Raw genomic sequence first — 13469 nt, forward strand, 5'->3', positions numbered from 1 at the left:
CCGGGTAATATTTCGCGTAATTCGTCGACATAAAAAGGATCTTTGTCGCCAAAAAATGGGTCTTGCTTTAAATTAATGTTGCAGAATATCAGTTTTTAAATACCTTTATGTGTTAAAATATCAAAAAAAGTATGAAGCACATCTTTACCATTTTATTTTTTAGTTTAGTTTATTCTGGATTTGCACAATCTCCCGCACTTATTAATTACCAGGGTGTTGCGCGTGACGCAAGCGGCAATCCTATTTCTGGACAGATTTCAATAAAATTTGAGGTCCTTCAGGGCAGTAATACTGGATCAGCCGTGTTTACTGAAAATCAAACCATTCAAACTACCACACTTGGAATTTTCTCTACACAAATAGGGAAAAGCGCTTCTTTAAATGGAATTAGCTGGCCGGGCGGGCCTTATTTTTTAAGAGTTTCCATGGATCCTGCAGGAGGTAATAATCTTGTAGTTCTTGGCACTCCACAACAGATAGTGAGTGTACCATTTGCCATGCACGCCGCGTCTGTTCCTTCTACCTACACAAATAACGTGCTAAGTATTGGATCACAAACCTATACCATAAATTCCGGTACAGCGACAACCGTTAGTTCCACCGGCACAAACATAAGCGTAAGTTCAGGTCCAAATTACACAATTTCTTATACGAGTCCCCAGCTGTCTATCAACTCTAACAATTTAAGTATTGATGGCGGAAACACCGTTACTTTACCGGTTGCGCTTACGCCCACACTCGTGCCTTCAGGCATTGCTACTGTAACAAACGGTGCTTCGAGTTATACAGTGGGTGTTCCTGCGCCAACATTTAACATGGTTAATGGTGTGCTTACAATGGGATCGGCCACTACACTGGTTACACCAACTTTAGGACTGAGCGGTGGCATTTTATATTCGGGAGTTTTTACCAATTCAGTAGCCATACCGAGTGCTGTTACCGTTTCTGGTACAGGACTTGCCACGGTTACCGGTGGTCCGGCGAATTACCTGGTAAACGTAGCTCCGCCGCAACTGGCGCTTTCGTCCAATAATTTAAGTATCAGTATCGTAGGAAGTAACTCGGTGGCATTACCAGCGGCCGTAACGGTGGCTCAGGCGGCAAATAACATTATCACTGTTAACAGCAGTCCTGGCGCTTATACCGTAGGACTTGCAAATCCGGTTTGGACTGGAACTGCCCTTATTTTAGGAGCAAGCACTACAACTATTGCGCCCACACTTGTTTACAGTGGAGGAACACTTACCGTTGGTGCCGCAGGAAACACAGTAGATATCAGCGGCGCGGGACCATTTAAACAAGCTGTTGGCTCTGTTACTCTTACAAATCCAGGTGATAATGTAGCGCTTGGACAAAATTCAGCGAGTGCGAAATTAGATGTTTATTCAAATGCAAGTACCGGAGGTATTATTAAAGCAACCAATGCCAATGCAACAAATACTACGGCGGCAGTAGAGGCATCTTCGTCAGGCGCTAAAAGTTTGTATGTTACTAACACTAGTGCAGGTGGTGTGGCAGGCGATTTTAGTGCGAGTGGCGGTAACGCGGTTAACGCACAAAACTCAAGTACTTTTCCAGCCATTCTGGCTCAAAATACAAATGCTTCCGGGCTTGCCGGTCAGTTTATTGGCGGGTTATCTGTTGAAGGAGGTGGATCAAGCTCTGCAAATTTTGCCTTTAAGGCAATTAATAATGCATCTTCCGATTTATTCAATGTTAGGAACGATGGTTATGTAGGTATTGGTATTAATGCTCCAACGGCAGCATTGCATATCGACGCGGGCGCAAACAAACCAGGTTTTCTCTTACATAACGCTGTTGACGTGGTTGGTGGGGCGTTACCTTTTATAATTGAAGCTAACACAGCTTCTCAAACATATGGCAGCAATACCTACGGACGTTTAATGAGGTTAACAAACCTTACTCAAACTGTAAGTTTTGATTTAGGAATCAGTGGCAATGGAGGGTTTTTTCTGACGACGATAAATAATTATGCTTCCCCAAGTATTTATATATCATCGGGCAGCAATGTAGGGATCGGTACTCCTGCCCCCGTGGCAAAATTAGATGTAGCTGGGAATGTGAAAATTTTTGACGGTACACAAGGCGATGGAAAAACTTTTGTTTCTGATGGTAATGGAGTGGGTGCATGGAAAAGTTCTCCGGCGGCAATTTCATTCAGTGGATTGAATGCAAATAGTGTAACAGTTACTACAAGTCCAACAACTCTTATAACCAGTGCTATGGTTTTCGCAAAACAATACGCGGCTACCGAAGTACATATTTCTTTGCATTCTTTAATGGGTGGTGGTGTTTTCTCCGGCGCCGGTAGCATTTATTTTGAAATTTATGTAGATGGAGTTGCTGCGGGTGTTACCTCACGCCATTATATAAAATCAACAAATAAAGAAGAATATGTTTCTCTTGAATCCTATTTTTCGGGACTCTCTGTGGGGAATCATACTATCACTATTATTGCTGCTACTGATGCGGGCTCATCTTATCCTGTTACCGCAGATCCAGGTGGGTATAACGGAAGGCTACTCGTAAAAGAAACTTTTTAAAACAGAATAACGCTCTCAAAAGTATATATGACCTGAAAATAAATTAAAACGAAACCCAATGAAAACTATGAAACTCTTATTGGTCCTGGCTTTACAATTAACTGTATTAAGTGTTTTAGCCCAGAGCCCTCCATTAATTAATTATCAGGGTATCGCACGCGATGCCAACGGACTTCCCATTACAGGTAATATCGATCTTCGTTTTGAATTTCATCAGGGTGGAGTATCTTCTCCTACCGTTTTTTCTGAACAACAAACGGTAAGCACCACCTCTCTGGGTCTTTTCACTACACAGATTGGAAAAACCTCCAATTTAAATGCTGTTAACTGGGAGTCTGGTTCACTTTTTTTAGAAGTTTCAGTGAGCTTATCGGGCGCGGGTTATGTAAGTATGGGAACGCAACAATTAGTGAGCGCACCTTATGCGTTGCATGCACAATCTGTTCCTTCAACCTTTACAAACAATATCCTTACCATAGGTTCAGGAACAAACGCGAAAACCTACTCGCTTACTTCTGTAGGAAGTTCGCCAGGTACCAGTATCACTACCAGTGGTGCGGCTACCGTTACCAGTTCGGGTACTAATACTTTTAATATCGATGTTCCCGCTACTACTTTTTCTTCAGGAACAAATGTTTCTGTGCAGGGTACGCACCCAAATTATACCATCTCTTCAACGCCTAGTTTGAGTATTAATGGAAATAACCTCAGTATATCAGGTGGTAACACAATTCCCATTCCCACGTCAGGAACTATTGCGGCTGTTAATACAACGGTGGTTACCAGTGGTGCGGCAACCACAACTACGTTAGCACCAAATTCATTCAGTATAAATGTTCCTGTTCCAACATTTACGGGAGCCGGGCAAACTACTATTTTGGGTTCTTTTCCTAATTACACTGTTAATACACCTACAGTTACAGCCGGTTCCAGTCCCACCATTACCGGTGTCGGGGCAGCAGTAGTAACACCAACCACGGGTACAAATTTTGTGGTGAGTGTTGCCAATCCAACATTATCAAGTTCAGGAAACAGTGTTACATTAACACAGGGCACACTGGTAACAACAGCCACTATAGCTGCAACGCCTGCTACGTCTTTATCAGCGGGTACCAACGTTAATATAGCAGGAACAAATCCTTATACCATTGCAGCAACTCCGACTTTAAATTTATTAACGGCCAACACCTTAAGTATAAGCGGAGGGAATTCAATAACGATTGCTCCTACAGTTTCTGTTTCCGGAAATGGATCATTGAGCGTGGGACCTTTAACGAACAGTGTAAACATTGCTCCTAATTTATTAGGAACAGGTGCTGTGTCGGTTAGCGGAACCTTTCCAAACTACACAATTTTTGCAACTCCGGCCGGAAGTGTGACGGTTATCTCAACAACGGTAACGGGCACCAATCTGGCAAATGTAACTTCTACAGCCACCAATTTATATAATGTAGATGTTCAGCCTCCCACTTTTACACCAGCGGGTCCGGTAAGTATCAGCGGTACTTATCCTAATTACACAATTAATTCAAGCGCAGGAGTAACGTACACAAATGGAACAGGTATTAGTATTACTTCAGGATCTATCATTACCAATACTTCTCCTAACATAACACCTACCATTGTTATAACAAGCACTGCAGCAGCAGGGTCGTCGGTAACAAGTTCAGGAAGTTCGTTCAGTATCAATGTTCCACCGGCAATAATCTCCAGTTCAGGAAATACAATTACAGTGACACATGGCACAACCATAACTACAGCAACGATCTCTGCAGGCCCAACAACAAGTTTAGTTCCGGCAGGTGTTGTAAGTATGACCGCAACAGGCACCAACTCATTTATAGTTGGAGTTCCGGGTCCAACTTTAACCAGCAATGGTAATACTTTAACCATTACCCAAGGTACAGCAGTAACGTCGGCAACAGTGGCAGGCAGTCCAACAACAAGTTTAGTTCCGGCAGGTGTTGTAAGTATGACCGCAACAGGCACCAACTCATTTATAGTTGGAGTTCCTGATCCTATTTTAACCAGCACTGGAAATAGTTTAACCATTACACAAGGTACAGCTGTAAGTACGGCCACCATTCCGGCTTCTATAACTTACACCAACGGAACAGGTATTTCCATCACCTCAGGATCTATCATCACCAATACAAATCCCGACCAGGTAGTAACTCTTTCCAATGCCGGAAACATGGGGATATCTGGAAGTTATCCGAATTTTAGTTTAGCTGCACCATCCGCCAGTTTCACACAGGGCGGTATAGCGAACGTTAGCACTATTACAGCAAATTCCTATAGCGTAAGTGTTCCGGGCCCTACTTTAACGAGCACTGGAAATAGTTTAACCATTACCCAAGGCACAGCGGTGAGTACAGCCACCATTCCTGCTTCTATAACTTACACCAACGGTACGGGTATTTCCATCACCTCAGGATCCGTTATTACCAATGCAAATCCCGACCAGGTAGTAACACTTGCTAACGGAGCTAATATTTCCGTATCTGGAACTTATCCTGCATTTACTATTGCATCTCCTTCACCAACCTTTACACCAAACGGACCAGTAACGATAACCGGCACCTATCCATCTATGACGGTTAACTCCACTGCAGCCCCTGTGTATACAAATGGTGCGGGTATTTCTGTTACAGGATCTGTGATTACAAATACAAGCCCTAACCAAACAGTAAGCGTTACAAGTGGCTCCAATATTAATGTTTCAGGAACTTATCCGGCTTATACTATTTCCTCTCCAACGCCTACTTTCACACCAAATGGTCCGGTAACTATAACAGGAGCGTATCCATCCATGACAGTGAACTCCACTGCAGCACCGGTTTATACAAGCGGTACAGGTATCTCAATTACATCTGGAACTATTATTACCAATACAAATCCTGACCAGGTGGTAACCCTTTCTAACGGAGCTAACATTTCCGTTTCGGGAACTTATCCTGCATTTACGATTGCATCACCTTCACCCACCTTCACACCAAATGGACCGGTAACAATAACAGGAACTTATCCCTCCATGACGGTAAACTCTACCGCAGCGCCTTCGGCCAGCTTTACACAAGGGGGTATTGTAAACATCAGTACAATTACAGCAAATTCATATAGTATCAGTGTATTGCCTGCAACCATAGCTGTAACTTTCTCGGCTGCTGCGAATCCAGCTGTTACAACTACCGGAAACTCTTTTAATATTAATATTCCACCGGCTGTGGCTCCGAATATTACTGTCTCTTCGTCTCTTGCAGCGGCGGGGATCTCTACAACAAGTGCAAATAATTTTAATATCAATGTTCCTTCTCCAAACATTGTTGTGTCACAAACGGCTGGTGCTGTGGGCATCAGTACCACAAGTGCAAACAATTACAACATCAACATTCCTTTAGCGAATGGTGCATGGGGACTTTTAGGAAATGCCACCACCACTGCAGGAACCAATTTTATAGGAACTACAGATGCCAGGGATCTGCAATTTAAAACCAATAACACGCTCGCTATGGTTATTAACACTTTGGGCAGCGTAGGCATAGGAACAACCACTCCAGGGACAAAATTCCATGTTAGCAATGGTTCCGCAACGGGAGAAACAGGTTATTTTGAAATGACCAATGCTACTGGTGCGGGTCATGGATTAATCGCATTGAGCGCTTCCAGTAACTCTTTAAGTTATGCGTTTAGGGCCATCAATAACAACGCGGCTCTAACTTCTTTCGGAGCAATAATAGAAGGTGGAGCAATTGTAAGAGCAAAAAACTCAGCCCTTGCATACGCATTCAAAGCACAGGCTTTTGCAGGTGGAGATCTTGTTACTATTCAGAATAACGGTAATATGGGTATTGGTACAAATAGTCCAGACGCATTATTAAATGTGCAGGGTAGCATTGATATTGGGATTACGAATTCGGTAACGGGGATAATGTCAGCCGCTATCGGAACCAGTAATACCGTTACCGGCCATCGGTCTTTTGCACTCGGTAGCTCCGCAAGCATTTCAAACCTGGGTAGCATGACCCTGGGAGACTGGGGAGGCGGTGCACCAACCGTGTTAAATTCTACCGCAGACGATCAGCTATCGGCCCGTTTTAGCGGTGGTTACAGATTTTTTACGGACAACACTTTAACAGCACACAGGGGGATTTACTTTACCAGCAATGGTAACGTTGGTATTGGAGTTACCAATCCCGGAACATCAAAATTATTTGTGATGGTGCCAGCTGCAGATGGTACAAATAATATTGGACTTACTGCAACCAATAATTACACGGGTACTTCAACAAAATACGGAATTGATGTAAACGTAGATGGAGCAGGAAGCGGAACAAAATATGGTATCAGTTCCACAGTTGTGGGTCTCGCGCTGGATGGGAGTGCTAATTATGGCTACCAGGTGATAATGACTCCCAATGGCACAGGCTCGGGGTTTGCAAATTATTCATATCTGCAGCCAGTAGGAACAGGTCCACGTTACGGCCACCTCACATATGTTTACAGCGCTTCTGGAAATACTTCCGATACATATGGACACTACATTGGCATGAGCGGCTCGAATGCTACCGCTGTAAAACATGGTTTATATGTAACCGGTGAGGATCAAAATTATTTTTCGGGAATGGTGGGTATGGGAACTATTACACCTCAATACGGTTTAGATGTGAAATACAATGGAGGCGTATACATGGCAGAATTCGAAAACCTAAATACTGGTAGCGGAGCTGATGGGATTAAAATTAGTGTACAAAATGGTAGTCCGACATCGAGCGCTTACTTCGTAGGATGTTACGCAAATGGACTTAATATCGGGGGCATAAGAGGTGATGGTGCTGGAGGCGTTACATTTCCACAATCATCAGATCGCCGTTTAAAACAAAATATAAAAGACTTTAAAAATTCATTAGAAATAATTGGAAATATCCAACCCAGACAATACGAATATAAAAGGAGTCCTGGTATTACCAGTATAGGGTTTATAGCACAAGAACTTAAACAATACTATCCTTATGCAGTCATCGGTCAGGAGAATTCAGACGTGAATGAAGACCCAATGATGGTAGATTATTCAAGGTTAACCCCCTTATTAACAGGTGGTATCAAAGAACTCCACGAAATCGTGAAAAAACAAGACCTCGATATTGAAGAATTAAAAAAGCAATTAGAAGAACAAAAAAAACTAATTGAGCAGCTTTTAAAAAAATAAAACGCAGACTATTTTAAATTTAAAATGAAAAAACTTTTTATACTCACTGTTCTCATAGCCAGCTGTAAAGTGTTTGGTCAAAGTCCCAGCATTAGTCCGCAGGTAATAAACTCTGCGGGAGATCACCGGCAGCTCGGCAATACAGGTATTTACGTAACCGATAATGTAGGAGAACCCTTTACTGAAACTGTTGGGGGCAATAATGTGATTACGCAAGGGTTTATTCAACCAGAAGTAGTTTCCATTTTTGGCTTTTCGGCAACCGCACAGGTTAAAAATGTGACCTGTCTCGATAAAAACGACGGTGAAATCCTTATAAAACTCACTAAAGCTACTGAAGCGGCAAGTTACGTAGTAACCTATAGCTGGACACCCACAATGACCTGCACAACACGTTGTGATTCACTGACGGACCTTACCCCACAAACTTATACTGTAAATATGTTTATTACCTATACCACCAGCGTAGGGGTTGTTAGAAATGATACACTAAAACAGGTGATCGCGCTCACGGGTTCGAACGAAGTTTGTAGTGTAAAAATTTACACCGGTATCAGCGCTAATAACGATGGCTTAAATGATGTTTTAACGATTGATAATATCGAAGCCTTTCCAAAAAACACTCTCAAAATTTTTAACCGCTGGGGCATTGAGCTAGCAGATATAAAAGGGTATAATATGAGCACTAATTCATGGCCAACAAAAGATAAGTTGGATAATCTGCTCTCAAGTACTTATTTTTACATCCTTGATCTGGGTAATGGAACAAAGCCTATTAAAGGATGGGTTGAATTAATGAAAAACTGATAAATCAAGACCTATCACGCAAAACAAAAACAAATGAAAAGAAGTTTAATCCTCGTTATGAGTATGTTGATTCTTTCCTCAGGAATGAATGCCCAACAAGATCCTCAATACAGTATGTACCAGTTTAACCAGATGATCATTAATCCTGCCTATGCCGGAGCACGAGATGCCCTGGCAATTGTGGCATTGCGTCGCGATCAGTGGGTAAGTTTTCCCGGAGCTCCCAAAACAACTTGTCTAAGTGGCCACGCTCCAATTCTCAATAAAAATATTGGAGTGGGAGCAACCATTATAAGAGATGAAATAGGGCCAAGAAGTACCACAGGTTTCTACGCCAATTTCGCTTATATTTTAAAATTAAGTCAGAAAATGAAGCTCTCCTTTGGCTTAAACGGCGGGTATAACCGTTACCAGTTCGACTTCAGCAAAATCTCGTTTCAAAGGGATGAGGCGCCACCGGAATTATTACAAAATCTAAATAAAGGAACACTGGATATTAATGCAGGACTTTATTTGAGAACACATACTTTTTTTACAGGACTTAGTGCAACCCACATAAATAATCCAAGTGTTTATTCTTATCAAGCACCAACACCAAACGGCGGAAAATTTAGTTACAAAGTACGTACGCACTTATTTTTCACCATCGGTAATTCGTTTGTAATAAGTAAAGACCTGGTATTTGCGCCAACACTTTTAATTAAAAACGTAAACAACGAAATTGGAGCCGATTTAAATTTGAATTTCTTTTTATTTAAACGTATGTGGCTGGGCGCCTTTTATAGAAATGGATATGGTCCGGGGGCACTCATGCAGTTTTATGCTACTGATAAATTAAGACTGGGCTTGTCATACGACACCGGGCTTCAGGACGCTCGCAAATTAGGATCCAGTTTTGAAGTAATGGTAGGATTCGATTTTTCAGGCGCTAAAGCAAAAATGATTAACCCAAGATTTTTATAAGATTTATGCGATACACACAGCTATATTTTTTAGTTTTTATTTTTTCATTTGTCAGTCACTCCTTTGCTCAAATGGCAAAAGGAGATAAGTTTGTTGAGAATGGAGAATATGTAAAAGCGATTCCTTGTTATAAAAAAGAAACCAGGAATAAAAGCACAGAAAAAAGACAGGAAGCTTTAATTAAGCTGGCTAATCTTTACAAGTTAACCAATCAGTATGCTAAGGCGGAAGATTCGTACAGAAAACTCTTCGAATTAAATCCTGATCAGCCAAAAGAAGTGATCTTCAACTATGCGCAAATTTTAAAAGCGAATAATAAATATGAAGAGGCTGCAGACCAGTATGCTAACTATATTAAACTTAGTCCAAATGATGAAAATGCAAAAAATGCCTTGAAATTTTGCAGGGAGATTAAGTATTATCTCTCCAAACCGATGGAGTATAAGGTAGAAAATATAGAGAGCATTAATACCGCTAAATCCGAGTTCTCTCCTTTTGTAATGAACAATAAATTAATGTTTATTGCTGAAAAAGAACAATTTGATTTCGTGAATTATTCTGTGGATGATTACAGTGGTCAGCCATTCATGAACATGTACGTTTCTGATATGAACGGCACGGAAGTTGAAAAATCAAAGTTGCTTTCTAAAAAATTAAACTCTTTTTACCATGATGGACCAGGTTGCATGAGCAGCGATGGTCAGACACTTTATTTTACGCGTGCCGATTATGTAGAGAAAAAAGGCTATGTAAACCGTTCACAGATTTTTTCTGCAAATCCAAAAGGTAAATCGTGGACGAACATAAAGGCGATTACATTAAATAGTAAGGATTATTCTATTGCCCACCCAAGTATTAGCGCCGACAATAACACGCTTTATTTCACTAGTGATATGGCAGGTGGTTATGGTGGAAAAGACCTTTACATGAGTAAAAAAGAAGGAGAAGTTTGGGGCGCGCCGGTTAATTTAGGTCCGGACATTAATACTTCGGGCGATGAAATGTTTCCAAGTATTCGTAAGGACGGAACTTTATTTTTCTCCTCTAATGGATTACCCGGATTTGGTGGTCTTGATATTTACTCGGCAAAATCTATTAATGGAAAATGGATTCTTACCAGGAATGAAGGGATGGATTTGAACAGCAGTACAGATGATTTTGGCATTACTTTCTTAAACGACACGGTAGGTTATTTTTCCTCTAACCGTGCTGGCGGAAAAGGAAGCGATGATATTTACATCTACCGGTTCAAAAGCAGATCGGCCGTTGTGGAAGGAAATGTTTTATATACTGAAAATGCAAAAGATTACGCCAAGGGAAAAAAAGTTTTACTATTGGATGAATTGGGTAATGTAGTAGACAGTGTGTACACCGATGCTAAAGGATACTTTGCATTTAAGAATCTTGACGGCGATAAAAAATACATGGCCGCTGTAATTGAAGAAGATCCTGAACTTGTAAACAAGGCACGTTTTTATCTTTCGGAAAAAGACAGTGTTATTCACCGTGTAACAAGTAAATATAAGGACAGTAAATTTGTATTCCGCAATTTACCTGTAGATCCAAATGCTTTGCCTGACCTTTACACGGAAGACGATTTGGTGTTCGCCGGAATATTAAGAGTCGGGAATACCGGAGATCCACTTGTAAATGCTAAACTTAAATTGGTAAATGATTTTGGTGATGTAGTGGAAGAAGCTACTACAAACGAGTATGGATCTTTTGCTTTTCGTAATATTCCTTCTGATCAAAATTACCTTATAGCTTTAGAAGAAGGCGATGTAAAACTGGCAGAGGGTACAAAAATTATTCTAACCAATAAAAGTGGTAAAGACGTAAGAACATTCTATAAAGGAAAAGGAAAATTCACTTTCAAGATCCTTACAGCTGATAAAACTTTGTTGGACGATATGGATGCCGAAGACGTGAATTTAATCATGGGCATCTATGGTTATATGTACGATCAGGATAAAAAACCGATTACCAACGCTAAGTTAAAAGTGAAAGAAGAAGATGGTACAAACGAACAAACCTGGACTACAACCGCTAATGGTAAATTCAACTTCAAAAACTTAGACGCAGAAAAAAACTACATGTTCGAGACAGAAGAAAATGATCCTAGCCTCGCGAATGTACGACGTATATATATTGCTGACAGCAAGGGCAGGATTTATAAAGTAATAGACATGGTTGGAGGCAAATTCTCTTTTAAAATTTTAGAGGTAGATAAATTCTCAATGGGGGAATTTGATGTAGAAGATCCTTCGTTGAAAATTGCAGAGATTAAAAAACAGAAAGAAGAAGCTGCTAAAAATCCGGTAAAAGAACCAAAAACAAAGGAACCTAAAGTTGCGGCTGCAAAAGAAGAGCCGGAAGAAGAATCGGAAATGACTGTAACGATTGTTGAAAGCATCTATTACGCTTACGGTGATTACTCGATAGGTGATGAAGGTAAAGCAATACTTGACAAAGCCGCAGATGCGTTGGTAGACTATCCAAAATTAATAATGGAGATCAGTTCTCATACCGATTCTCAATCGAGCAGCGAGTTTAATTTAAGCCTTTCTAAGAAGCGTGCGCAAACAGCCGTAGACTATCTTGTGAAAAAAGGTATTAGCCGTTCACGTTTAAAATCTACGGGCTATGGCGAAACACGTTTATTAAACAAGTGTGAAGATGGCGTTGAATGTACGGATGCAGAACACAAGGTGAACCGGCGAACTGAATTTAAAATCACAAAGCCCATTAAGAGGTAGATATGGACTTTGTATTACGCGATGATTTCGAAAACTGGAAGGGTTTTCTACCTCTTACCTTCACTAGGCCAATTGCTGAGCTCAGGATCGGGATCTTAACACTGAAAGAAAAATGGGACAAACACTTAAATACGGTTTGTACTTATCAAACGCAACCTTACCTTTCTAAAAAATTCCCCGGGATAAGTTCTCAGGCAATTTATATTAGTTCGCATTATTGTCCTGATAAAAATCTGGCAGAAGCAATCAAAGGTTTAAAGCAAAACGAAGCTTTATACAAAGACCAAGAGCTTGTTGCCTTTTATGGAGATTTTAAGGACCTTGAAAAAGTTTCTGCTTTTAAGAAGATTGATTATCCAGCACCCATTTTCTTTATTAAGAATCTCTGGGATATTTTCCAAAAAAACGGCGAGGCTCTTAAAGCAGATTTTGATTTCCTTACCAAGGGTAGAACCAGTAACCCTTTGAGCGAGTCGGTAACCGTAATAGGAGATAGAAATTTAATTTTCCTGGAAGAGGGTGCAAAAATTGAAGCCTGCATTTTAAACACAAGTAGTGGACCGATTTATCTTGGTCATGATTCTGAAATGATGGAAGGCTCTGTAATTCGTGGTCCGTTTGCGCTTTGCGAACATGCTGTGGTAAAATTAAGCACCAAGGTTTATGGCGCTACAACAGTTGGTCCGCACAGTAGAATAGGAGGAGAAGTTAGCAACAGCGTTATTATTGGATATAGCAATAAAGGGCACGATGGATTTTTAGGCAACTCTGTACTTGGCGAATGGTGCAATTTAGGAGCAGATACTAATAATAGTAATCTTAAAAATAATTACGGCAACGTAAAACTGTATAGTTACGCCAAACAAAAACAAATAGATACTGGTTTACAATTTTGCGGACTCATTATGGGCGATCATTCAAAGTCTGGTATAAATACGATGTTTAACACAGGTACAGTAGTGGGAGTTGGCTCTAATATTTATGGCGGCGGTTTTCCTCCAACACATGTTCCAGATTTTAGCTGGGGTGGAAGTGAAGGTTTTGAATCGTATAAACTTGAAAAACTATTTGAAACTGCTGAACGGGTATATGAACGCAGAGGTTTAACGTTTTCTGATACAGAGAAAGAAATTCTTTCTTATGTGAATGAAGGTAAACTAAAACTCTAGT

At 40.7% G+C, this 13469-nt stretch carries 6 protein-coding genes; all 6 read left to right on the forward strand.

Annotated elements, in window-relative coordinates; all coding sequences use genetic code 11:
• Positions 1-131: 131 nt before the first annotated feature.
• Genes CNR22_17095 through CNR22_17120 form a run of 6 tightly spaced genes read left to right on the forward strand, consistent with a single transcriptional unit; the run spans position 132 to position 13468 of the window.
• Positions 132-2564 (forward strand): hypothetical protein, encoded by a 2433-nt coding sequence (locus CNR22_17095; protein ID PBQ33422.1) that lies wholly within the window; start codon positions 132-134, stop codon positions 2562-2564.
• Positions 2565-2622: 58 nt separating this feature from the next.
• Complete coding sequence (locus tag CNR22_17100; GenBank protein ID PBQ33423.1) at positions 2623-7773, forward strand: hypothetical protein; 5151 nt, start codon at positions 2623-2625, stop codon at positions 7771-7773.
• Positions 7774-7797: 24 nt separating this feature from the next.
• Complete coding sequence (locus tag CNR22_17105) at positions 7798-8580, forward strand: hypothetical protein (protein PBQ33424.1); 783 nt, start codon at positions 7798-7800, stop codon at positions 8578-8580.
• Between the two features lie 33 nt (positions 8581-8613).
• Entirely contained in the window at positions 8614-9543 is a 930-nt protein-coding gene (locus CNR22_17110) for a hypothetical protein (GenBank protein ID PBQ33425.1), read from the forward strand.
• 5 nt (positions 9544-9548) lie between these two features.
• Positions 9549-12299 carry a hypothetical protein gene (locus CNR22_17115; protein ID PBQ33426.1) on the forward strand — a complete coding sequence of 917 codons (2751 nt, stop codon included), beginning with the start codon at positions 9549-9551 and terminating at the stop codon, positions 12297-12299.
• Positions 12300-12301: 2 nt separating this feature from the next.
• On the forward strand, positions 12302-13468 hold the full coding sequence (locus tag CNR22_17120) for a glucose-1-phosphate thymidylyltransferase (GenBank protein ID PBQ33427.1): 1167 nt from the start codon (positions 12302-12304) through the stop codon (positions 13466-13468).
• Position 13469: the final 1 nt, after the last annotated feature.

The sequence above is a fragment of the Sphingobacteriaceae bacterium genome, assembly GCA_002319075.1.
Classification (GTDB): Bacteria; Bacteroidota; Bacteroidia; order B-17B0; family Aurantibacillaceae; genus Aurantibacillus.

What these genes read in the sequence shown, in the direction of transcription:
- CNR22_17110 (PBQ33425.1), top strand. Translation starts at nt 8,614, where the DNA reads ATGAAAAGAAGTTTAATCCTCGTTATGAGTATGTTGATTCTTTCCTCA.
- CNR22_17120 (PBQ33427.1), top strand. Translation starts at nt 12,302, where the DNA reads ATGGACTTTGTATTACGCGATGATTTCGAAAACTGGAAGGGTTTTCTA.
- CNR22_17095 (PBQ33422.1), top strand. Translation starts at nt 132, where the DNA reads ATGAAGCACATCTTTACCATTTTATTTTTTAGTTTAGTTTATTCTGGA.
- CNR22_17100 (PBQ33423.1), top strand. Translation starts at nt 2,623, where the DNA reads ATGAAAACTATGAAACTCTTATTGGTCCTGGCTTTACAATTAACTGTA.
- CNR22_17105 (PBQ33424.1), top strand. Translation starts at nt 7,798, where the DNA reads ATGAAAAAACTTTTTATACTCACTGTTCTCATAGCCAGCTGTAAAGTG.
- CNR22_17115 (PBQ33426.1), top strand. Translation starts at nt 9,549, where the DNA reads ATGCGATACACACAGCTATATTTTTTAGTTTTTATTTTTTCATTTGTC.